Below are 22,697 nucleotides of genomic sequence, written 5' to 3'. Positions count from 1 at the left end.
TACTGGGTGTAAATTTTAGTAATTATGCCTCGGAAGGGAGGGCAGCACAATGCTGAGTGGTGTTATCTTGGCCGGAGGGCCAAGCCGCAGGATGCAGAGTGTCGAGAAGGGATTACTGCCCATTAATCAGGAAAATCTGGTTCAGCGGCAAATTCGTTTGATGAAAGAGGTTTGTTCCGAAATTATTCTGGTTACGAATTCACCGCGCAAATATTTGCCTGTCTTGGGCAGTTCTGTCCGTATTATTACCGATTACATATCGGGTAATGGTCCTCTTTGCGGTATGCATGCAGCTTTCTCTTTATGCAAAAATGACCTCTTGTGGGTTGTCGGCTGTGATATGCCTTTCATCTCTCCAAAAGCTGTTCAGGTAATGCTGGAGAAGCATAGGACCAATCTATGGGATGCCATTATTCCTTTTATCCATAATAAGTATCATATGCTTCATGGTATATATCGCAAGCAGGTACTTAGAAGTATCTCTTCCTGCATAGAACAGGAGGAGTACGATTGTGAACAGCTTCTCCGATTGCTTCATATTAGAAGTATCGATGAGAGCTCCTTTCTTGCTGAAGGAGTAGATAACAGTTTTGTCGAGTCCATAAATACAAAGGAAGATTATATCCGCATCACCGACATGCTGCAAAGTGTACCCCATTGATGCATCGTTACATGGTTCAAACTTTAGCTTGCTCTCTTAAAGATTAGTTTATTAGTTATGTTATAAAGGTAAGAAAAAGCGAAGAAATCCTGCCTCCCGCGAAGAACCATTCTTCGCTTTTTTCATTGTACGTACATACCTGTCAGGAGTAAAAATGTTCTATATCAGTCAGCATTTGTTCAGACAACGGAAAAACCCATTCTTTTTCTTTCCGGATAAACTCCGTCAAAATGAAGTAAGTCTGCTGGACGTGTGATACTGCTTTCTTGGCTGTACATTCCTTCACAGATTCATCAGGAAGTTCCGCTACTATATCAATAAAATGCTGAAAATTGTCCATCGCCATTCTATATTCCTGCCGCATAACGGAGGTTGGCCCATTTTATCTCCCGTGTACAAATCAACAACCGGGTATAAAGTGGCCTCTTCCTTTTTGTTATGACGCATAAATCGGAAACGGAATTGTTCCACCAAATCTTTCAGACCTTCCAGTTTTACGGACCAATCCGGCACCTGTTCATCATACCCGATGCTTCTTGCCACAGCATGCAGTTCCTGAAGCTTAAGCAAGAGTTCATGATGTTCCTGCTTCATTTCCTCTAAAGATTCAGAAAGATGAACGTAAGGATCCATGACCTGCAATTCAGGGTTCCCGCACAAAGCTTGGTTCATAATTCTATCCTCCAGTCGTTTTCTATTATGTCGGCCATCATACCCGGCCTGTTTTTCTGATAAACATTTAGAGGGCTCCATATTAAAAGGCAGCAAAATTTAAGAAATAGCATAGAGAACAGGCTTAAGTATGTGAAAACAATCACAATTTATAAGAAAAAATTACCCTGCCTTAAAATACCTTAAATGAAGTTTTTGAGTCTATGATAAATGTCATAGTGAAAAAATACACAAAGTTTTAGACTAAGGGTGTCAGAAAAAATCGGATAAATGGAGGCGGAGCGAATGGCAGTTCAAACCAAAACAAATAAAAAAGAACTAACTGCACAGGAGCAAGTAAACCGACTGGTAGAAAACGCGCAAAAAGCCCATGAAGCGTTCATGGCGTATGATCAGCAACAGATTGATACCATTGTTCAGGAAATGGCGCTTGCCGGTTTGGACCAGCATATGGTCTTGGCCAAAATGGCTGTTGAAGAAACCGGGCGCGGTGTATATGAAGACAAAATTACAAAAAAACATTTTTGCAACTGAGTACATTCACAATTACATCAAGTATAACAAAACCGTCGGCGTGATCGAAGACAATGAGTTCGACAGCTACCAAAGTATTGCGGAACCTGTCGGGATTATTGCAGGTGTCACACCCGTAACGAATCCGACATCCACCACAATATTTAAAGCTTTGATCGCAATTAAAACCCGCAATCCCATTATTTTCGCTTTTCATCCTTCTGCTCAAAAATGCAGTGCGCAAGCGGCTAAGATATTGGCTGACGCGGCTGTCAAGTTCGGTGCTCCGGAACACTGTATTCAATGGATCGAAAATCCGTCCATGGAGGCAACCGGGGCCTTGATGAATCATCCGGGTGTAGCATTAGTTCTGGCTACCGGTGGTGCGGGAATGGTGAAATCCGCATACAGCACGGGTAAACCTGCTCTTGGCGTCGGTCCGGGTAATGTGCCTTGCTTTATCGAAAAATCGGCGGATCTGAATCAGGCGGTTAACGATTTGATCCTGTCCAAAACTTTTGATAATGGTATGATCTGCGCTTCCGAACAAGCGGTAATTATTGAGGAGCCCATCTTTGCCCAAGTGAAGCAAATGATGACTGCTCAGGGCTGTTACTTCTTGTCAAAAGAGGAGACAGAGAAATTAACCCGCCATGCTATGAATACGGAAAAATGTGCTGTGAACCCGGATATTGTCGGCCAGCCAGCCGTTAAAATTGCTCAGCTTGCCGGTATTCAAGTTCCGGAAGGAACCAAAATTCTGGTTGCGGAGCTGCAAGGGGTAGGACCTAAATATCCGCTTTCCGCCGAGAAATTGAGCCCGGTCCTCGCATGTTATAAAGTGAAGAACGCGGCCCAAGGTATCGAACGGGCAGCTGAAGTGGTTAACTTCGGAGGACTCGGACACTCGTCGGTCATTCATTCGAATAACGAGGAGATTATCAGCCAGTTTGCAAACAAGCTGAAAACATGCCGGATCATGGTAAATGCACCTTCCACTCATGGAGCCATCGGGGATATTTACAATTCCAATATTCCGTCACTGACTCTGGGCTGCGGATCTTACGGCAGAAATTCCACGTCTTCCAATGTAACGGCTGTTAACCTCATCAATGTGAAAAGGGTGGCGCGACGAACTGTGAATATGCAGTGGTTTAAAGTTCCTAACAAAATTTACTTTGAAAAAAATGCAGTATTTGGCCAAAATGCCGGATATCAGCCGTGTGGTTATTGTTACAGATCCTATGATGGTAAAGCTTGGCTATGTTGATCGAGTGGAGCACTATCTTCGTCAGCGCCGTAATCCGGTAGCTATCGAAGTACTCTACGATGTTGAACCGAATCCGTCCGTTGAGACTGTAGAACGCGGCACACAAATGATGAACAGCTTCCAGCCTGACTGCATCATTGCACTTGGCGGCGGTTCTTCCATGGATGCTGCTAAAGGAATGTGGTTGTTCTATGAATACCCGGATGTAACCTTCCATAGTTTGAAACAAAAATTCTTGGATATCCGCAAACGTACTTTTAAATATCCGAAACTTGGCCAAAAAGCTAAATTCGTAGCGATTCCAACCACTTCAGGAACAGGTTCCGAAGTCACTTCGTTTGCTGTTATCACAGATAAAAAGAATGGAAATACGAAATATCCGTTAGCAGACTATGAGCTTACACCTGATGTAGCAATTGTCGATCCCGAGTATGTTTATTCACTTCCGAAAACAGCAGTTGCTGATACGGGAATGGATGTGCTGACTCACGCTATCGAAGCGTACGTCTCCGTTATGGCCAATGATTATACAGACGGACTTGCTATCAAAGCCATTCAACTGGTATTTGAAAACCTGGAAAAATCAGAGCTGACAGGAGACAAGGTTGCCCGTGAAAAAATGCATAATGCTTCGACAATTGCAGGGATGGCATTCGCTAATGCGTTCTTGGGCATCAACCACAGCTTGGCTCACAAATGGGGCGGACAGTACCATACCGCACATGGACGTACCAATGCAATCCTGATGCCGCACGTGATCCGTTACAATGCGAAGAAACCGGCGAAATTCTCTTCGTTCCCGAAATACGATCACTTTAAAGCAGATGAGCGATATGCGGAAATTGCCCGTGTGCTTGGCCTTCCGGCTGGCACTACTGAAGAAGGGGTAAACAGCCTGATTCAAGCTATCCGCAAACTTAACAAAACCCTCGCTATTCCGGAATCTTTCCAACAGCAGGAGCCTAACATCGATCCGAAAGATTTTGAATCCCGTGTGGAATATTTGGCCGACCGTGCTTTTGAAGATCAATGTACAACGGCAAACCCCAAAATGCCGCTTGTATCCGAGCTTGTTGAAGTATACCGCAATGCTTTCTATGGCCTATTCGAATAAATAGAGATAAAGCAATTCTAAGATAACAAAGAGAGGGCGGGGGCTCACAGTCGGTGCCCCTGTCCTCCCATCTATAGCTGGCTCCTATTGCAGGCATTTCCCAAACAAATTAGGAGGTCATCCAAATGGCTATTGAAGAAAAAGAAGTAAAACAAGTTTCTCAGGATGCTTGGCGTTCGTTTAAAAAAGGTACCTGGATGAAAGAAATCGATGTGAATAACTTCATCGAAGAAAACATCACACCTTACCATGGCAATGAAGATTTCCTTGCCGGCGCCACAGAGAATACGGCAAAACTTTGGAAAATCGTTTCCGAGTTAACCAAAAAAGAACGTGAAAACGGCGGGGTTCTGGATGTTGATGTCAACACTCCTTCCACCATTACTTCCCATGCACCGGGCTTTTTGGACAAAGAGCTGGAAAAAGTGGTAGGGGTTCAAACCGATGAGCCTTTCAAACGCTCCATCCAGCCATTCGGCGGCATCAAAATGATGAAGGATGCCTGTGATGCCTATGGATTTAAACTTCCGGAAGAAATCATCCACTTGTTTACGGAAATCCGCAAAACCCATAATCAGGGTGTCTTTGATGCCTATACCCCTGAAATGAGAGCAGCGCGCAGATCCGGTATCATTACTGGACTTCCCGATGCCTATGGCCGTGGGCGGATTATTGGTGACTATCGTCGCGTAGCTTTATACGGGCTAGATCAGTTGATTCAATTCAAAAAAGAGGACTTGGCTCAACTTGAAGTGGATATGATGACGGCTGATGTTATCCGCGACCGGGAAGAAATTTCTGAACAAATCCGTGCCCTTGGCGAACTGAAGCAAATGGCTGCTTCGTACGGTTTCGACATTTCCAAACCGGCAAACAATGCCCAGGAAGCTTTCCAATGGCTGTACTTTGCTTACCTGGCAGCTATTAAAGAGCAGAACGGGGCAGCCATGAGTCTTGGCCGTGTATCTTCTTTCCTGGACATCTATGTGGAGCGTGACCTGAAAGAAGGCTTACTGACGGAAGAGCAGGCCCAAGAGCTGGTGGATCATTTCGTTATGAAACTCCGTATCGTGAAATTCCTGCGTACACCGGATTATAATGAATTGTTCAGCGGTGATCCTACCTGGGTAACGGAATCCATCGGTGGTATGTCTTTGAGCGGAGAGACCCGCGTAACCCGCAACTCTTTCCGGTTCTTGCATACCCTGTACAACCTTGGTCCGGCACCGGAGCCAAACTTGACTGTCCTTTGGTCCACTAAGCTTCCAGAAGCTTTCAAGAAATATTGTACGAAAGTATCTATTGAAACAAGCTCCATCCAATACGAAAACGATGATCTGATGCGTCCGCATTATGGTGATGATTATGGTATTGCCTGCTGCGTATCCGCCATGCGCATTGGTAAGCAAATGCAGTTCTTCGGAGCAAGAGCCAATTTGGCGAAATGCTTGCTGTACGCGATTAATGGAGGTAAGGATGAGAAATCCGGCGTGCAAGTGGCGCCTCAATTCATACCAATTACTTCAGAAGTACTGGATTACGAAGAAGTGATCGGGAAGTATCATCAAATGATGGAATGGCTGGCTAAGCTCTATGTGAATACATTGAATATTATTCACTACATGCACGATAAATACTGCTATGAGCGAATTGAGATGGCCCTGCATGACCGCGAAATTCTGCGTACTATGGCCTGCGGGGTGGCAGGATTGTCCGTAGTGGCTGATTCTCTCAGTGCGATCAAATATGCTAAAGTCCGCCCGATCCGCAACGAGCAGGGAATCGCGGTTGATTTTGAGATAGAAGGCGAATTCCCGATGTACGGCAATAATGATGACCGTGTAGACAGCATTGCGGTTGAAATCGTCGAAACTTTCATGAACATGATCCGCAAACATCATACGTACCGCAACTCGCTGCCAACACAATCGATTTTGACTATTACTTCGAACGTAGTGTACGGCAAGAAAACGGGGACTACTCCAGATGGACGTAAAGCAGGAGAACCGTTTGCACCCGGGGCTAACCCGATGCATGGACGCGACAAGAAAGGGGCACTGGCTTCTCTCAGCTCAGTAGCTAAACTTCCTTACGACTACAGTCTGGACGGTATCTCCAATACGTTCTCCATTGTACCAAAAGCACTGGGTAAAGAATTGAATGACCGCAGATCCAATCTGGTATCGATGATGGACGGATATTTTGGCAGCGGTGCTCACCATTTGAACGTGAACGTCTTTGACCGTGAACAGCTGATTGATGCTATGGAACATCCGGAAAACTACCCTCAGTTAACCATTCGCGTATCCGGATATGCCGTCAACTTCATCAAACTGACCAAAGAACAGCAACTTGATGTCATTAACCGTACTTTCCATGGTTCGATGTAACTTTGAAAACCAGGCAAATATAGCAGCATGACAAACAGCTGAAGCCCTGCTGCCCGCTGCCAGGCAAGGGCAGCGGGCTTCAGTCATGTTTGGAACAGAATCAAAAGGCTGTCCGAGCTGGCATGCTATGTGAGGTTGGCAGGCTGCCGCAGAAAGGGCGTGAACAGCATGAAAGGTAGAATTCATTCAATTGAAACGTTCGGTACCGTTGACGGGCCGGGTATCCGATTTGTGCTTTTTTTACAGGGTTGTGCACTGCAGTGCCAATTTTGTCACAATGCCGATACTTGGGATACCGGGGGCGGCAAGGTAATGGAGGTTGAGGAAATTCTAGCAGAGATTGAATCTTACTTGCCTTATTACAGAAGCTCGAATGGCGGAATTACCGTAACAGGAGGGGAACCAACTCTTCAGGCTCATTTTGTGGCTGAATTATTCAAAGCCTGTAAATCCCGTTTTCAACTTCATACTACCCTGGACTCTTCCGGTTTTTGTGAAATTGACAATGTGCAGGATCTGATGGATGTTACTGATCTGGTTCTGCTTGATTTAAAAATCATAGATCGAGAGAAACATATCCGGTTGACAAGCCAGCCGAATGACCGTATTTTAAAAACGGCGAAATGGCTTTCGGATCATGATAAAAAAATGTGGATCCGTCATGTACTGATCCCCGGTGTTACGGATGCAGAAGAAGATCTGCGCAAGCTGGGCGAATTCATGGGCACATTAAAGGGAATTGAGAAGTTTGAAATTCTGCCCTATCACCAAATGGGAGTATACAAGTGGGAAATGCTTGGACGCGAATATCCGCTAAAAGGAGTCGAGTCCCCTACAGAGGAAGAAGTTCAAAGGGCCTATGCCATCGTTAATGAAGCCCGTGAATCCGTGACCGGAACGCTTCAAGTTTAAAACATATCTTGGGCCTTGATAAAAAAGCCGTGGAATCTTACCGACTCCGCGGCTTTCGTTATGGCCAGGGTACACTTTCCTGTAATCACTTTGTAACGACTTAAAGTGCGGCGTCCATTAGTATAAAGGAGATCTAAATTTGCTTGTCGAATAGTAGAAATAATAAGAAGGAATGGTCAGTTAACCAAACTTAGATTCACTCGCGCGTAACTTCATTCCGACAAAAGAATGGAAAGAAGAGATTACTGTGAAAAAATTCATGCAGTTTCGTTACCTGGTGGTATTGGTCTTTCTTATACTTATTGGATATTTGGGCGGAACGGCCATTTTCATGACATCGAATAATCAGTCCAAGGCGACTTCTGACCCGAAGCCGGCCGCTACAGAAGCTGCGGGTACTCCTTCGGCTGAGCCCACCCAAAGTCCTGCCGCAGGGAAGAACAATCAGGAAATAGCTCCGGAGCCTTCTCCATCACTAGCGGCATCACCAAGTGCGGCAGCAGCACCAACACCAAGCGTGACACCAACATCAACACCAAACGCGGGATCAACACAAACTCCTGAACCGTCACCTGTACCGGGAACTGCGGTTGCAAGCGGAGTTGTAAACCAGGTTAAAACAAGCCAAAAACTGGTGGCCCTTACGTTTGATGATGGACCCGACGGGAAGTATACCCCGAAGATTTTAGATATTTTAAAACAGTACAATGTCAAAGGTACTTTCTATATGGTAGGCACACAAGCGGAAAAATTCCCTGATGTCATCAAACGGATTAAGGATAAAGGTCACGGAATCGGTAATCATTCCTGGAGCCATCCGCAAATGCCCAAGCTGAAGGAGCCTGATATGCTGAGCCAGATTCAAAAAACCGACGATGCCATTGCAGCAGCCATAGGAACACCGGCTACAACCTTCCGTCCGCCATATGGAGCCACCAACAAGACTTTGGAAGCGATGCTTAATCAACGGAGGCAAAGCGTTGTGAACTGGTCTGTCGATACACGGGATTGGGCCGGAACTCCGCCGCAGAATATGATTCAGAACGTGAAAACCCATACCGTCCCGGGCGGAATTATTCTGATGCACAGTTTTGGAAACAAATATGTTCCTAATACGATAGCGGCTCTTCCGGAAATGATCACCTATTTGCAGCAAAACGGTTATGAGCTTGTAACGGTAGACCAACTGCTCAGTGCCAAAGAGTAAACTGTAAAAGCCTTCTCTATACCGCAAGCCGGTTAGGGCGGGCTTTTCCTCAAAACAGGATCTTAATCTTTTATTGTCTTTTTCCGGAAATGATTACCTACGGTGGAGGTAAAGCCATTTCTTTTATTTATGAGGAGAATCCGATAAACTTAGTTTATATTAACTTGGAAACAGTCTATAGAAAAGGAGAATCTTATGTGGCAACGAGTAAAACTTGCAGTTAGTTTATTTCTCCTTCTCGGCTTGACAACGGGATGCGGACTAATGGTCTCGCCGGTGGATCTGTTGAAGGCTCCTTCTGTCAGCTCCGACCGGAAAGATTTGAAAGAGGCTGTACAATTCTATTTGCCTGTTGGGGCCAAGTTGACCGTTGTTCCCTTTGAGAATGGGGATCAGCAGAGTTCGATTATGGAGATGGATATGGATCACGACGGCAATAAAGAGGCCGCTGCTTTCTATAAACTGGAAAAGAATTCCGTTCAGCAGCTAGGCATTTTAATATTAAAGCAAAAGGACGGCTTATGGACAAAAATTGACGGAATACAAGACGCCGGTATGGATATTGATTTCGTCAAATTTGTAGATGTAAAAGGGGACGGAACCCAGCAAATGTTTGTTGGCTGGAGCGGGGGTGAAAAGCTGAACAAGGAAATGTACATTTACTCTCTCAATAATGAAAAGCTCAATCAAATTAGCAAGCTTTCCTATAACAGTATTGCTATCGGCAATTTGGGGGAAGATTCATCCCCTCAACTGGTAGTCCTGAATGCGGATGCTGATTCCGGAGAAGCAACCGCCGCAGTTTACGGTTTCAGGGGGGGAGCTCCTGTACTGCTGGACAAGAAAATCGTGGCAAAAGGCATCACCAGCATCGAAAAAACGGTAATCGGCCAGGGCCTGCCCAAGAAGAACACGATGTTTATTGAATATAAGTTCAATAACTCTTTTTACTACACCGAAATATTATATCTGGAAAATAAAAAAATACAGACAGTATTTAGCGATATGACGGGCCGGGGCAAGCACACCTGTAAAGATTATCGGGCATTCAGTGAAGACGTGAACGGAGACGGGATTATCAAAATTCCGATTCCCGAGCCTTCTCCCTTTGCCAAGACTGCATCCACAAACAAGTATCTGAATAAATGGTATCAGTGGGAAGGAAAAGAAAATTTGAAGCTTGTTTTTCAAAATTATTCTGATTCCCAGATTGGCTACCGTTTTGATTTTCCGGATGAATGGCTCGATAAAATTGCGCTGGACCGGCTGAAGAATAAGGATACGGAAGGATTCTCCGTCTTGTATTACGTTCCGGGGATGGAAGAACGGATTGAACTGGTTAATTTCCGGTATTACAAGACAGAGGATTGGCAGCAGGAGTCGGAGAAGCTGGAGGATAAGGGCATCAGCTATGTGATTATTGGAAGAAATAACGGCATGGTTATTACGGCCTCCGTTCCGGAAAAAACTCCTCCTTTGAAAGGCCAGTCTCTGCAGCAATACAACAAGTTGAAAGTAACCACGAAAGATTTGCAAGAAAAGATAAAACTTAGACAAATCAAATGAATTCAGAGAGATCGTGAGGGAAAACGGCATGAAAGTACTCATACTGGAAGATGAAGAAGCTATCCGCGGATTTGTCCGCATTAATCTGAAAAGAAAAGGCATAGAGGTTGTGGAAGCGGAAACCGGGGAGGAGGCCATTGCCCTGATAGAGAAGGATTCAGATATTCAGATTGCTATTTTGGACGTCATGCTCCCTACAGAAATGGGCGGGTTTGATGTATGTGAGCAACTGCGTGTTAAATATCCCAGGATGGGGATAATCATGCTGACCGCCAAATCCCAGGATACAGATAAGGTTTTGGGACTTGAACTTGGGGCGGATGATTATATATCCAAACCTTTCAGCCCGGTTGAACTGGTTGCCAGAATCAATGCCTTGAACAGGCGGCTTCAGCCCGTAGCGGAGGCGGATGAGAAGAACATCCTGGAGGCAGGACCGTTTATCATTCACCTCGATGAGCGCAAATTAACAAAGAACGGTAAGGAAATAGACCTCACGCCGACTGAATTTGCAATTGTGAGGATGTTCCTGGAGAATCCGAACAAAAGCATTAGCCGGGATGAAATTCTGGATGAAGTATGGGGCCGTCATTTTATAGGAGATTTTAAAATCGTTGATGTAAATATCCGCCGTATCCGGCAAAAGATCGAAAAGAACCCGTCCAAACCGGTTTATATTGAAACTGTATGGGGAAATGGATATTTATGGAAGAGGGATAAGGCGCTTGAACTCCATTAAAAGCAGGATTCTCTGGTATTTTATGATTACCATCCTCTTTGTGGTGATGACGCTCGGAGGGTTTTTTATATTGACGATAACCCAGTATTACTACGGTTCTGTCACGCAAATTTTAAGTGAGCGGTCTAACATGGCAGTTTCCTACTATAATAAGTATTTGTCCAAATCCAATTTGTCCAAATCCAATTTGTCCAAATCCACTTTGCAGGACAAGGTGCATTCCCTGCTGGAATTCATTTCCCGTGATGATTTCACCAAGATTGAATTTCTGGATACATCAGGTAAGTTGATTCTGGATTCTTACGGGCTTATTTCAAGTAAAATCATAGATTCCCCTGATGTGAAAAAAGCCCTGAAAGGAGAAGCAGAAAGCTCGATCGGCAAAAATCCGGAAACCGGGGAGCGCATTTTGTCTTTGTCCAATCCGCTTAAAGAGGGTGACAAAATCGTCGGTGTTATCCGCTACTCTACTTCAGTGGACAATATTGACAAAACGGTACGTAACATTACCATCGTTGCCATTTTCATTGTGGTTCTGGTTGTTTTTGTATCCTTAGCGGTCAGTTATTTGCTGGCTAAGCGTATAGTCAGGCCTCTTCAGGAGGTGACTCATGCAGCTAAAGAAATGGCCCTTGGGAATTTTGATACGAAGGCTGAGAAGCATCATGAGGATGAAGTCGGGCACCTTGCAGATACACTGAACTTTATGGCTGATGAGATTCAGAAGAACGATAAGCTGAAAAATGAATTTATTTCTTCGATTTCCCATGAACTCCGAACCCCTTTGACCTCCATTAAAGGCTGGTCGGAAACACTCGTTTCAGGGGAATTTCAGGATCCCGAAGAAACCCGGCTTGGAATCAATATCATTTCCAAGGAAACAGACAGGTTAATCGGGCTTGTTGAGGATTTGCTGGATTTCTCCAAGCTGCAATCCGGCAACTTGAAAATATCGATGATCAAGCTGAAACTGAACCCTCTGGTAAAAGAGATAGGCGCCCAATTTGGGGCCAGTTGTGCTCGCAAACAAATCCGTCTTGAAGTGCAGGCGGAAGAGGAGCCAATCCATATCATGGGTGACGGAAACCGGATTAAGCAGATCCTTATCAACTCCATTGATAATGCCATGAAGTTTACACCACAGGGCGGAGTGATAACGGTTAGCCTCAAACAGGAAGGAAAAGAGGCTTTGATAACCGTACAGGATACGGGAGAAGGGATACCTCCCGAGATTCTGAAGCATGTTACGGAGAAGTTCTTTAAAGGAACATCCCGGCAGGGGAACGGTCTTGGATTATCCATCTGCAAAGAGCTCACCGAACTGCAGGGCGGTAAAATGACAATAGAGAGTGTATTTGGGGAGGGGACAACCATAACTATCCGGTTCCCTCTAGTTTCGCCTGAATAACTTGGACAACAAAAAAGCACGGTGACCTCCGGTCCGTGCTTTTTTGTGATGTTGTTCTTTATTCAGCAAAATGTAATAAACGTTTTTTCAGACATGAACGGCATGAAGCTCCTTCACTTCGTTCAGAATGAATTTTGCCACCTGACGGGCGCTGGAGAAGGCACGCTCTGCAAGCTCGCCTTTCCCGGAGCAGCCGTCTCCACAGAAATAAAATGGCACGTTTTCAATCCGATTTGGAAGAAGTTCATTGCTATCAATATTCTTTACACTGGTGACCATCGCCTTTTTGGATACCCTTTTGACTTCCGTGGCTTCCCGCCAGCCGGGGTAGTACGTATCGAAGAGATGTTCCATCTGGCGGGTTTTCCGCTCCAGGTATGCCTTTCGTTCTTCCTCGCTGTCAAAGTGATCGTTAAGGTAAGCAATCCCTTGAAGCAGTTGTCCTCCTTCCGGAACCAGCGTATGGTCCGTAGCAGACACATCCGTAATAAACATTTTATTGTCCATGTCGCTTATATAGTGGAACGGACGATTTACGACGTGTTTGAAACCGAGATCATACACCATAACTTCAGTAGCCGTATTGGTTTCATAGGGGGCCAGAAATGGTTCCCAGGCGGTTCCTTTAAGCAGTTTGACAACCTGTTGGACAGGCATGGCAAACACAATTTTATCGAAAGTTTGTTCCCCTTTTTTCGTTTTTAATATATATTGTCTTTGCTCGTAGCGGATTTCATCGATACCTTCCTTAAGACGGATGTTCCATCTGCCGGATTGAGTGATTTTTTCCTGAAGCTGGTTAGTAATAATAGCCCAACTCCCCAAAATATAGTTTACCGGTTTGGAAGACAGGAAAAGGTTATGATAATATTCGCTAATCACGGCCCCGGGTACCTTACGGGCTTCTTCCGGGGTGATAAAGAAATTGGAGCATACGAGGTGTTCCCACAGTTCTTTTACGTCCTCATCAGCTTCTGACTCAGCCAGATAATCGCCCAGAGTCGCATAGTTTTTCAATTGATGGATGTGCGCGATAATGGCGGCAACCTCTCCGACGAATTTGACTTTTTGCATCGTTTTCAGCAAATCCGTTTTCATGATATTTATAAAATCCAAGGGGGCGGGAGTAAGCTGTCCATGTTTGGCATACATGACCTTGCGCTTATCCACCTGCTTGGACGGAATGGCCAGATTCAGTTCTTTCTCCAGAGGGGTAATAGTATGGCGATCGATGCCATAAATGGCATGAGCTCCATAGTTCAACGTAAATCCGGCTTTTTCATAAGTGAATGCGCGACCCCCGAGCTGAGGGCTCCGTTCAAATAAAACACCTTCAATCCCTTTATGTTCGGATAAATAGGCAGCAGCCGTAAGTCCTGCAAGTCCGCCGCCAATAATCGCTACCTTCATGTTTGCTTCCTCCTTAGAAACGGGTTCAAGTTGAAAAGTTGACCAAACATCCTCAGTGCATAGCCCGGGCCACGTATAAGCAAGCTGTCTCTTTACCCTAGGCAAAAGCGGCTGGTCCGGACCCCTGCACCATTCCAGGACAGTTCCTGCAAAACTGTCCGCCAGCGTTTCCGCCTGTTCCCGGTTTCCGAGTTTTTCACTTATACTGCTGATGAGATGTCGTCTCTTCTTAAGTTCCAAATCCCGGATAATTCCTTCCTGCAAACCCAAAGCTACCAAACTTCTTACCAGGTTTTTCCTGGGTTCCAGATACAGGGCGATGGTTACGAAAACCCGGTTGATATGCCCTTGCAAAGAGACCTCATGATTTCTGTCTTCCTCTCTCCATACCTGGATGAGGGAGATTTCGGCCCGGGTGATTTCTCCGATGATTTCTTCTTTACTGCTGAAGTAATGATAAAACGTCCCTTTCGAAGTACCCGTAGCGGCAATAATGTCATCAACGGAAACGTTTTCATACCCATCTTTTAAAAACATCCGCAAAGCGGACTCCATCAATTCATTTCGTTTTCGTCGCGTGGAGGCTCTCATCAGGACGTTTAATTACCTCCTTTAATTGGTTTCCATTTTTAGTATATTCTAATTTAGACTAATAGTCTACAAATAAATAACCATTTTTATTATTCAGATGGAAAGAGACCAGAAAAATGTACCGGATGAGCAGATTGTGGCGTCGGACGCGAGAAAGAAAAAGCAGCCGATGGAAAGACGCCGTGTCTCTCTAAAAGAGGCGGAAGAGTATTAGCAAACGGATAAAGTATAGGAGTCTGTGAGAGGGATTCCATTTAGGATAAAGAATTCTCTTTTAGGCTTTCTTATTTTATTTTCCCAGAATATCCGATATGATAAGAATAACAGCAAGTTTATAATCCTTAAGGAGACTGTGCCTTTTCAACGGAATTATGCAAAATGGCCAAAGAATGATAAACAAAGGAAAGGGGTATTTAATGATGGATTGTATTTTTTGCAAGATTGTTAGCGGTGATATTCCGTCCAAAAAAGTGTATGAAGATAAGCAGGTGATTGCCTTTCATGATATTCGGCCGGCAGCACCTGTACATATTCTGGTCATTCCCAAAAAACATATTGCTTCCATGAACGAGGTAGAAGAAGGAGATTGGGGTTTAATTGGAGCCATGCATAAAGCTGCTCAGCAAATTGCCCGGGAAGTCGGGATTGCAGACAACGGATACCGGCTTATAAACAACTGTGGAAAAGACGGCGGTCAGGAAGTATTCCACATCCACTACCACCTGCTGGGGGAACGAAAATGTCAACGCTCTTAGCCCGTTGATGCGTTCCTTGTCTTAACATTCCGGAAGGGAAATATAAGCTTTGTTTGCAAAGGGAGTCAGGTTGACACTGGGTTTTAATTTAACATATAATGAAGTTTGATGAACCGCTTTGTTTGGACGGTCTGTTCGGAGGGAGGGAAAACTGGTGTCAGAAACTCGAGTTCGCAAGAATGAAACTATAGATGCTGCACTTCGTCGCTTTAAGCGTTCCATCGCGAAAGATGGGGTACTAGCAGAAATTAAAAAACGCAAACACTATGAGAAGCCTAGCGTAAAGCGCAAGAAGAAGTCAGAGGCAGCTCGGAAGAGAAAGTTCTAGGAGGCAGGCAAGTCATGAGCTTAAGCGAACGTTTGAACGAAGATATGAAACAAGCGATGAAGAGTCAGGACAAGTTTAAACTCTCCGTAATCCGTATGGTCAAAGCTTCGATCAAGAACCTCGAGATCGATCAGCATAAAACCTTAGATGACAATGAAGTACTTGACGTTCTTAGTCGTGAGATCAAACAACGCAAAGATTCCCTCCAAGAATTTAAACAAGCCGGCCGGGACGACCTGGTACAAAAACTGGAGGCAGAAATTGCGATTCTGATGGAGTACATGCCGCAGCAATTATCCGAGGAAGAAATAAAAGTTATTGTACAACAGACTATCCAAGAAGTTGGTGCTACCTCGAAAGCGGACATGGGTAAAGTCATGGGTGCATTGATGCCGAAAGTGAAGGGACGTGCTGACGGGAAGCTGGTTAACCAGCTGGTTCAGCAATCTCTATAACCTTACTAAACAGCTAAGCCGTGAAGGGCAATCTGCCTTTCACGGCTTTTTCCTGTTCACCTCTGCCGCCCCCTTCTAATCTATTGCTGCTTTCATATTTACCCCCTCCGGCGCATATGTTTGTATTAACGTCTGTTCGGAAGAGCTGCCACGTCATATAAGCTGAAGAGGAAGAGGAGGGATCGCGAAAAGCATGAGCCGCATAACCCGCAAAATCAACGAATTTACTGCTAAACTTCTCGATCTCCCTCAAGATGTTGTCCATGACATTCCCCGTATCACCATGATCGGGAATATCCAGCTTTATGTGGAAAATCACCGGGGGGTACTGCATTTTTCAAGCGACTGCCTAAAGCTGGAGCTGACAACCGGCACTGTGGAAGTTCTGGGACAAAATCTTGTCATACGCGCTATTTTACCGGATGAAGTATTCATAGAAGGTACTATAGAAGATATCAAATATCGAACGTCCTAGTATCGGGGCAAGGAGGAAGCAGTATGCAGGCGAAGATGATTTCCTGGCTGCAGGGATATGTGAGCATAGAGATTCGGGGGAAAAGGATTGAGGCGTTTTTAAATGAAGCCATGGCGGCCAAGATGAGTATATGGGATATTCAATTCAATGGAGAACATATTCTTACGCTGTTTATTTTAGTTCGTGATTTTTTTCGGCTTCGTCCCCTTTTAAAGCGGACAGGCTGTAAACTTCATGTGAAAGAAAGATTCGGCCTTCCGTTCGCCACTCGTGTCATGCTCCAGAGGAAATGGTTCGCCGTGGGGCTGCTGAGTTTTATAGCGGGCTTATATCTGCTCTCATCGCTTGTCTGGTCCGTTACTGTTGAGGGGAATGAGAAAATACCTAAAGAACAAATTTTGTCCGCGGCCGCGAAGCAGGGGGTTCACCGCTTTCAATGGAAATTTAAACTGGGAGATTCCAATGAACTGGCTTCCAAACTGCAATCTTCTCTTCCGGGGGTTTCCTGGATCGGGGTGGAACTGCATGGGACAAGGCTAACGATCAAAGTTGTGGAGGCCAAGCTCCCTGAAAAAAAGAAAGACCAAACTCCCAAACATATTATTGCAGGAAAAAATGCTGTAATAACCGAAATATTAGCTAAAAAAGGGAAGCCTCAAGTACGTCCCGGTTCGTATGTAAAGAAGGGAAGTATTTTAATTTCCGGTCTTATAGGGGATGAAGCCAATCAGGCCCAGGTAACAGCTGAAGGTACCGTCAAGGGTCTTGTATGGTACGAATCGGATATTGAGTCGCCACTTACCAGAACCTATCAAATATATACGGGAGAAAGTAAAGATAAAGATTACCTGGTAATAGGGAACCGGGGCCTCCAGTTAACAGGGTATGGAAAAAATCCGTTTAAACAATCTGAAACCGTCCCCCGCTTTTCCGTGTTAACCATTAAAAACTGGAAGCTTCCTTTTGGCTGGCTGAATGAAAAAGTCATGGAGACGAAACTGGTTGAAGAACCAGTTAAATTGGAAGACGCCAAAAAGACCGGATTGGAACAGGCAAGAACCAAATTGTTAACCGGAGCAGGAAAGGATGCCCGGATTGTCAGTGAAAAAATTTTGCATGAGAAAACAGAGAGTGGTAAAGTTTATATGAAAGTACATTTTGAAGTAGAACAGTATATGATGGAAGAACAACCTATTGGATAACAAGGAGATTGAGGCCTGTTGGTAGATCACGCACAGACTAGCAAAATCAGTTTGAACAATGCTGGGGAAGCACTTGCCTTATTCGGTCCCCAGGACAAATTTATACATTTAATTGAACGGGAAACTCATGCACATATTTTTACGAGGGACGCCGAATTGACTATCAGCGGTGATACAAAGAATGTTCGGATTGCAGAACATTTGTTTGAAGTGCTGCTGGAGTTGGTGCGAAATCAGTACATGTTGACAGAACGTGATGTACATTACGCAGTCGAGTTGGCCAGACAGATGAAAGCGGACCAGCTTCTCGACCTGTTTAAGGGGGAGATTGCCTATACCGCAAAAGGAAAGCCCATCCGGATCAAAACGATTGGCCAGAAGCAGTATGTGGAATCGATTAAGAATAAAGATATTGTATTCGGCATTGGTCCGGCAGGGACAGGGAAAACCTACTTGGCTGTTGTGCTGGCCGTCACCGCCCTTAAAGAGGGCCGGATCAAGAGAATTGTGCTCACCCGGCCGGCTGTCGAGGCAGGGGAGAGTCTGGGTTTTCTGCCCGGGGATCTCCAGGAAAAAGTTGACCCCTATTTACGGCCATTGTATGATGCTCTTAATGATGTACTGGGACCTGAACAAGTGGCCAAATCTCTTGAACGTGGGCTGATTGAGATTGCCCCCCTCGCCTACATGCGGGGACGCACATTAGACGATTCGTTTATTATTCTGGACGAGGCGCAAAATACGACGCCTGAACAGATGAAAATGTTTTTGACCCGTCTTGGATTCGGTTCTAAGATGGTGATTACAGGAGATATTACGCAGATTGACTTGCCTCGGGGCAAAACATCCGGACTTGTTGAGTCGGAACGCATTCTGAGAGACATTGAGGAAATCGGATTCACTTATTTTGCCGACCAGGACGTTGTGCGTCATTCTTTAGTTCAGAAAATTATCGTCGCTTATCAGGAAAATCAGGAAAGACACGGTTGATTACTGTGGACGACCATGCTAGAGAGGATGACCGTCTGATGAAGAAGGAAGAAAGCCATACCCGGACCGCAAAATCAATTTTTTCCGCGAATGCAGGTTGGAAGACAAGCAAAGGCGTACGCTTCTTGCTGTATTTTATTTTGTCTTTGCTGATGTACTTGGCCTTGTTTTCTAAAATGGTTCCGCAAACCTATAATATCAGGCTTGGACAGGTCAGCGAGAAAACCATCTATGCGCCCAGACAAATTGAAAATGCGGTTGAGACGGAAAAGGCTAAAGAAGAGGCTGCAAAGAAACAGGGGCCTGTCTATAAATATGTCAATTTGAAAAATGATACCGTCGTAGATGCGATATATGATAAAATCCTGCAAATCAATGCGGACAATGAAGTTAATTTTGATGAAAAGGTAAGTATGTACCGCAGTGTAATCCCGCAGATCATAACCAATATGCAGGAATCTACTATTAAGGGTGTCCGTGATAAGGACAATGACGAACTGATTCAGGAAATGACCGCTAAAGTGAATGATCAGCAATATCGCATACCCGAAGATGTCTACTATAAAATACCGCGTTTAAGCAAGGAGGATATTTCCTCTATGCTGCCTATTACCCGGGATATTGTCAGCAGGCTTATGAGTGACCAGGTGACAGAGGCCCAGAGTGCCCGGGCCAAAGTGGCGGAGCTTGTTAACAGTTCCGAACTGACGAAGAACACACAGAGGGAACTAGTTGCGGAATTTGCACGTGCAGTAATAACACCGAACAAATTTTTTGACCAGAAAGCGACGGACGAAGCGAAGGCTCAGGCCCGCGAAAAAGTGGAGCCGGTCTATATCAAAAAAGATGACGTTTTGGTGAGTGAAGGAGAGGTTGTTTCCGAAGAGATCTACCAACGTCTGAAAAATCTTGATATGCTTAGCGAAAAAGCTAACTATTGGCCTCATTTCGGTCTGGCTGTCTTTGTCGCCTTTCTCTCCAGCATGTTGTATTTGTATATTCGGCAGGGAAATTTAACATTGAAATCGAACAATTCTCCACTGCTTATGCTGGTCATTATTTACACGCTCAATTTGATTGGAATGAAAGTCATTGCGCTGGGGCAAAATCTGGAATATCCTTATATCGGCTTCCTTACTCCTGTAGCGGTGGGAAGCATGCTCATTGCTATTCTGGTAAATTATTCGCTCGCCATGTTCAGCACGGTCATTTTCAGTATATTAATGAGCATTATATTTAATGCGGAACGTTTACAACTGATGGATTACCGATACGGCATAGTTGCGCTTGTTGTCGGTTTTACGGCCGTGTTTGCCATCCACAAAGCCAGCCATCGCGGAACTATTTTGAGAGCCGGAATCCTGACTTCATTGCTTTCCTGTCTAATGATCTTCTCAGTATTGGCCATGGAAGACCATCTTACTCGGAAAGATTTAATGTTTTCCTTGTCTTTTGGGGTTTCAGGAGGCATTTTATCCGCTGTTTTTGTGATCGGTCTCCTGCCGTTTTTGGAGGGTGCTTTCGGCATTTTATCGCCTCTTAAGCTGGTGGAACTTTCGAACCCGAACCATCCGCTTCTGCGTAAGCTTCTAACTGAAACGCCGGGTACGTACCATCACAGCATCATGGTAGGCAATCTTGCTGAAGCTGCTGCTGAATCAATTGGGGCTGACGGGTTGCTTTGCCGGGTCGGTTCTTATTATCATGATATTGGAAAGACCAAGCGGCCGAGCTATTTTATCGAGAATCAAAACAATATGGAGAATCCGCATGACAAGATTGATCCGGCCTTAAGCAAAACTATTATTACCGCACATCCAAGAGATGGTGTGGAGATGCTGAAAGAATATAATATCCCGAAAGCCATAAGGGATATTGCCGAACAGCATCATGGGACAACACTGCTAGCTTATTTTTACCACAAAGCTCGGAAACAGGCAGAAGAAGAGGGCTTGGAAATCAAGGAAGAAGATTTTCGTTACGAAGGGCCTAAAGCCCAGTCTAAAGAGGCTGCGGTTGTAGGAGTCGCCGACTGTGTGGAAGCGGCTGTCCGTTCGCTGCGCAACCCTACTATTGAACAAATTGACTCCATGGTGCGCAAGATTATCAAGTCCCGTCTGGATGACGGACAATTTAACGAATGTGATTTAACGCTTAAAGAGCTTGATACCATTGCAAAAACTTTAAATGAAACCCTACTCGGCATCTTTCATTCAAGGATTGAATATCCGAGCGATGATAAGCCTCAATCATCTGATGCAGGAGAGGCGAAAGCTTAGTGTAAAGGATAGACCTATCTGGAAGAGGATAGGTCTATCGTGCCCGTGAAGCATGACCTAAGACTAAAAAACGGGAAAGGAGGGGAATTGAATGCCATTGCGATTGGACTGGACGAACGAGCAAGAAGTACTGGACATGAAGCAGGAATGGATAGATCGTCTCGAACAGCTTCTTGCCCTGGCCGGCAAGGAAGAAGGAATCGAAGATGGGGAAGTTACACTGACGTTTGTGAATAATGATATGATTCATGAGTTAAACCGCCAGTATCGCGGAATTGACCGGCCGACAGATGTGCTCTCCTTTGCCATGCAGGAAATGGGCGAGGACGAGTTGATAATCAGTTATGGTGAGCTGGATGAGGACGGGATAGAAGCGGTACTTGAAGATAAAATAGTAGAGCCGCTTGGCGATATTATTATCTCTATCCCCAAGACGATAGAACAAGCAGAAGAGTATGGTCATTCCTTCGAACGGGAATTGGGTTTTCTATTTGTTCACGGCTTCCTTCATCTGGTCGGTTACGATCATCAAACTGAGGATGAGGAGAAGAAAATGTTTGCTAAGCAAGAACTTATTTTATCACAGGCAGGACTTCTGCGGTGAATACGGTAAAGCGGTGGATCCGGGGATTCGGTTATGCCTACGAAGGAATCCTTTATGCTCTGTTAACCCAGCGCAATATGAAATTCCACTTTACAGCCGCTTTTCTGGTTATACTAGTATCGCTTCTTTTGCGGTTAAGTAATATGAAGTGGATACTGATTTATATGAGCATATTGCTGGTTATAGCTTTGGAACTCGTGAATACTGCCATTGAAAAAACAATCGATTTAGTCACACCCGAGTATCATCCGCTTACAAAAGTGGCAAAGGATACTGCAGCGGGTGCAGTTCTGGCAGTATCCATATTGGCCATGTTAACAGGAACGGCAGTTTTGGGAAAGGCTATATGGGAACGAATCGAAACAGGATTCACCTCTTGTCAAAAACTGGATTTGGGGGAAGCCGGCGGTCTCGTTTTGCTGTCTTGGCTAATTCTTTGTATGTGGGATGCTTTTGCCGTTTCGAAACAGGGGCGCAGCATGGAATTGCCTCGTCCCCACGGATTTTGCGGAATTGGAGTATCCCTATCTGTCGTGCTTGGTTTGTACACGGTTTCGTGGCCATGGACAGGAATGGCCCTTATTATTACTGCAATTATTCAGTGTTCTATTCCCTGGCTGAGACGGACCCTTGCCTGGAAGACTTGTTTGTTCGGCATACTGGCCGGATTAATTGTTCCCCTGGGAGGGTATTGGCTAACGATTATGTTATAGGAAGGATGAGATATTCATGGACGTCAAACAATTAATGGAACTGGCAAAAGAAGTTAGAGAAAAAGCTTATACACCCTATTCTCATTTTAAGGTAGGAGCGGCTCTTCTAGCGAAGGACGGACGGGTTCATCTTGGCTGTAACGTGGAAAATGCGGCTTTTGGCCCGACCAACTGCGCGGAGCGGACAGCCGCCTTTCGGGCTATTGCGGACGGATACGAGCCGGGTTCTTTTCAGGCTATTGCCGTGATTGGGGATACAGAAGGACCAATTTCACCTTGTGGAGTATGCCGCCAGGTCCTAGTTGAGCTTTGCGGTCCGGATATGCCCGTATACATGGGGAATTTAAAAGGTAACTTTACAGAATGTACTGTAAAGGATTTGCTTCCCGGAGCTTTTTCACCCAAAGATGTACAACCGGAAGATTAAGCCCGCAATTTGTTTT

Annotated in this window: 20 protein-coding genes and 1 pseudogene; 18 read left to right on the top strand and 3 right to left on the bottom strand. The window is 45.0% G+C overall.

Going from position 1 to position 22,697, the window contains the following annotated elements; all coding sequences use genetic code 11:
- Positions 1-49 precede the first annotated feature (49 nt).
- Complete coding sequence (gene mobA, locus BXP28_RS08405; protein WP_023483665.1) at positions 50-661, top strand: molybdenum cofactor guanylyltransferase; 612 nt, start codon at positions 50-52, stop codon at positions 659-661.
- 142 nt (positions 662-803) lie between these two features.
- Here mobA and BXP28_RS08400 read toward each other — a convergent pair whose 3' ends face one another.
- Positions 804-1,007: a hypothetical protein gene (locus BXP28_RS08400; RefSeq protein WP_052752951.1), complete on the bottom strand. Its 204-nt coding sequence runs from the start codon at positions 1,005-1,007 to the stop codon at positions 804-806.
- Positions 971-1,333 carry a hemerythrin domain-containing protein gene (locus tag BXP28_RS08395; RefSeq protein ID WP_023483666.1) on the bottom strand — a complete coding sequence of 121 codons (363 nt, stop codon included), beginning with the start codon at positions 1,331-1,333 and terminating at the stop codon, positions 971-973. Before BXP28_RS08395 ends, BXP28_RS08400 begins: the two co-directional genes overlap by 37 nt.
- A gap of 285 nt (positions 1,334-1,618) precedes the next feature.
- Here BXP28_RS08395 and adhE point away from each other — a divergent pair.
- From adhE to BXP28_RS08360, 7 genes and pseudogenes are all read left to right on the top strand, one after another.
- Positions 1,619-4,230 (top strand): annotated as a pseudogene (gene adhE / locus BXP28_RS08390) (bifunctional acetaldehyde-CoA/alcohol dehydrogenase).
- A gap of 125 nt (positions 4,231-4,355) precedes the next feature.
- Positions 4,356-6,620, top strand: coding sequence for a formate C-acetyltransferase (pflB, locus tag BXP28_RS08385; RefSeq protein ID WP_023483670.1), 2,265 nt, complete (start codon positions 4,356-4,358; stop codon positions 6,618-6,620).
- 168 nt (positions 6,621-6,788) lie between these two features.
- Positions 6,789-7,532, top strand: a complete 744-nt coding sequence (gene pflA, locus BXP28_RS08380; protein ID WP_036656873.1) for a pyruvate formate-lyase-activating protein — start codon at positions 6,789-6,791, stop codon at positions 7,530-7,532.
- 247 nt (positions 7,533-7,779) lie between these two features.
- Positions 7,780-8,739: a polysaccharide deacetylase family protein gene (locus BXP28_RS08375; protein ID WP_051427886.1), complete on the top strand. Its 960-nt coding sequence runs from the start codon at positions 7,780-7,782 to the stop codon at positions 8,737-8,739.
- A 195-nt stretch (positions 8,740-8,934) separates the two neighbouring features.
- The gene (locus tag BXP28_RS08370) at positions 8,935-10,305 is read left to right on the top strand and encodes a hypothetical protein (protein ID WP_036654808.1); all 1,371 of its coding nucleotides are present in this window, start codon (positions 8,935-8,937) and stop codon (positions 10,303-10,305) included.
- Between the two features lie 28 nt (positions 10,306-10,333).
- Positions 10,334-11,044, top strand: coding sequence for a response regulator transcription factor (locus BXP28_RS08365; protein WP_036654806.1), 711 nt, complete (start codon positions 10,334-10,336; stop codon positions 11,042-11,044).
- A complete protein-coding gene (locus BXP28_RS08360; protein ID WP_036654803.1) occupies positions 11,031-12,452 on the top strand; it encodes a sensor histidine kinase in 1,422 nt (473 codons plus the stop codon). The genes BXP28_RS08365 and BXP28_RS08360 overlap by 14 nt, the downstream gene beginning before the upstream one ends.
- Positions 12,453-12,539: 87 nt before the next feature.
- On the opposite strand, the gene BXP28_RS08355 is transcribed toward BXP28_RS08360, so the two are convergent.
- Positions 12,540-14,399 (bottom strand): FAD-dependent oxidoreductase, encoded by a 1,860-nt coding sequence (locus BXP28_RS08355; protein WP_235430634.1) that lies wholly within the window; start codon positions 14,397-14,399, stop codon positions 12,540-12,542.
- A gap of 473 nt (positions 14,400-14,872) precedes the next feature.
- On the opposite strand from BXP28_RS08355, the gene BXP28_RS08350 reads away from it, so the two are divergent.
- The 10 genes from BXP28_RS08350 to BXP28_RS08305 all read left to right on the top strand — a co-directional run bounded on the left by BXP28_RS08350 (position 14,873) and on the right by BXP28_RS08305 (position 22,681).
- On the top strand, positions 14,873-15,208 hold the full coding sequence (locus BXP28_RS08350; RefSeq protein WP_077585241.1) for a histidine triad nucleotide-binding protein: 336 nt from the start codon (positions 14,873-14,875) through the stop codon (positions 15,206-15,208).
- Positions 15,209-15,362: 154 nt separating this feature from the next.
- Positions 15,363-15,536, top strand: coding sequence for a 30S ribosomal protein S21 (gene rpsU / locus BXP28_RS08345; protein WP_024094532.1), 174 nt, complete (start codon positions 15,363-15,365; stop codon positions 15,534-15,536).
- Between the two features lie 14 nt (positions 15,537-15,550).
- The gene (locus tag BXP28_RS08340) at positions 15,551-15,991 is read left to right on the top strand and encodes a GatB/YqeY domain-containing protein (protein WP_023483678.1); all 441 of its coding nucleotides are present in this window, start codon (positions 15,551-15,553) and stop codon (positions 15,989-15,991) included.
- Positions 15,992-16,184: 193 nt separating this feature from the next.
- Positions 16,185-16,466 carry a sporulation protein YqfC gene (gene yqfC / locus BXP28_RS08335; RefSeq protein WP_024094531.1) on the top strand — a complete coding sequence of 94 codons (282 nt, stop codon included), beginning with the start codon at positions 16,185-16,187 and terminating at the stop codon, positions 16,464-16,466.
- A 23-nt stretch (positions 16,467-16,489) separates the two neighbouring features.
- On the top strand, positions 16,490-17,668 hold the full coding sequence (yqfD, locus tag BXP28_RS08330) for a sporulation protein YqfD (protein ID WP_023483680.1): 1,179 nt from the start codon (positions 16,490-16,492) through the stop codon (positions 17,666-17,668).
- An 18-nt stretch (positions 17,669-17,686) separates the two neighbouring features.
- The gene (locus BXP28_RS08325; RefSeq protein WP_036654800.1) at positions 17,687-18,658 is read left to right on the top strand and encodes a PhoH family protein; all 972 of its coding nucleotides are present in this window, start codon (positions 17,687-17,689) and stop codon (positions 18,656-18,658) included.
- A gap of 38 nt (positions 18,659-18,696) precedes the next feature.
- Complete coding sequence (locus tag BXP28_RS08320; RefSeq protein WP_036656868.1) at positions 18,697-20,937, top strand: HD family phosphohydrolase; 2,241 nt, start codon at positions 18,697-18,699, stop codon at positions 20,935-20,937.
- Between the two features lie 91 nt (positions 20,938-21,028).
- Complete coding sequence (gene ybeY, locus BXP28_RS08315; RefSeq protein ID WP_023483683.1) at positions 21,029-21,541, top strand: rRNA maturation RNase YbeY; 513 nt, start codon at positions 21,029-21,031, stop codon at positions 21,539-21,541.
- Positions 21,538-22,254: a diacylglycerol kinase family protein gene (locus tag BXP28_RS08310; protein WP_023483684.1), complete on the top strand. Its 717-nt coding sequence runs from the start codon at positions 21,538-21,540 to the stop codon at positions 22,252-22,254. The genes ybeY and BXP28_RS08310 overlap by 4 nt, the downstream gene beginning before the upstream one ends.
- 16 nt (positions 22,255-22,270) lie before the next feature.
- Positions 22,271-22,681 (top strand): cytidine deaminase, encoded by a 411-nt coding sequence (locus tag BXP28_RS08305; RefSeq protein WP_023483685.1) that lies wholly within the window; start codon positions 22,271-22,273, stop codon positions 22,679-22,681.
- Positions 22,682-22,697: the final 16 nt, after the last annotated feature.

It is taken from the genome of Paenibacillus larvae subsp. larvae (assembly GCF_002003265.1).
In the GTDB taxonomy this organism is placed as follows: domain Bacteria; phylum Bacillota; class Bacilli; order Paenibacillales; family NBRC-103111; genus Paenibacillus_H; species Paenibacillus_H larvae.
Note: the sequence above shows the minus strand (reverse complement) of the source record. Positions and strands in the feature narration are given on the sequence as shown.

Bases quoted from the DNA above. Each gene is read 5' to 3' on its own strand.
- BXP28_RS08365 (WP_036654806.1), top strand. From the start codon at position 10,334: ATGAAAGTACTCATACTGGAAGATGAAGAAGCTATCCGCGGATTTGTC.
- BXP28_RS08320 (WP_036656868.1), top strand. From the start codon at position 18,697: ATGAAGAAGGAAGAAAGCCATACCCGGACCGCAAAATCAATTTTTTCC.
- mobA (WP_023483665.1), top strand. From the start codon at position 50: ATGCTGAGTGGTGTTATCTTGGCCGGAGGGCCAAGCCGCAGGATGCAG.
- BXP28_RS08400 (WP_052752951.1), bottom strand. From the start codon at position 1,007: ATGGCGATGGACAATTTTCAGCATTTTATTGATATAGTAGCGGAACTT.
- BXP28_RS08340 (WP_023483678.1), top strand. From the start codon at position 15,551: ATGAGCTTAAGCGAACGTTTGAACGAAGATATGAAACAAGCGATGAAG.
- yqfC (WP_024094531.1), top strand. From the start codon at position 16,185: ATGAGCCGCATAACCCGCAAAATCAACGAATTTACTGCTAAACTTCTC.
- BXP28_RS08350 (WP_077585241.1), top strand. From the start codon at position 14,873: ATGGATTGTATTTTTTGCAAGATTGTTAGCGGTGATATTCCGTCCAAA.
- yqfD (WP_023483680.1), top strand. From the start codon at position 16,490: ATGCAGGCGAAGATGATTTCCTGGCTGCAGGGATATGTGAGCATAGAG.
- BXP28_RS08370 (WP_036654808.1), top strand. From the start codon at position 8,935: ATGTGGCAACGAGTAAAACTTGCAGTTAGTTTATTTCTCCTTCTCGGC.
- pflB (WP_023483670.1), top strand. From the start codon at position 4,356: ATGGCTATTGAAGAAAAAGAAGTAAAACAAGTTTCTCAGGATGCTTGG.
- ybeY (WP_023483683.1), top strand. From the start codon at position 21,029: ATGCCATTGCGATTGGACTGGACGAACGAGCAAGAAGTACTGGACATG.
- BXP28_RS08305 (WP_023483685.1), top strand. From the start codon at position 22,271: ATGGACGTCAAACAATTAATGGAACTGGCAAAAGAAGTTAGAGAAAAA.
- BXP28_RS08355 (WP_235430634.1), bottom strand. From the start codon at position 14,399: ATGTTTTTAAAAGATGGGTATGAAAACGTTTCCGTTGATGACATTATT.
- pflA (WP_036656873.1), top strand. From the start codon at position 6,789: ATGAAAGGTAGAATTCATTCAATTGAAACGTTCGGTACCGTTGACGGG.
- BXP28_RS08395 (WP_023483666.1), bottom strand. From the start codon at position 1,333: ATGAACCAAGCTTTGTGCGGGAACCCTGAATTGCAGGTCATGGATCCT.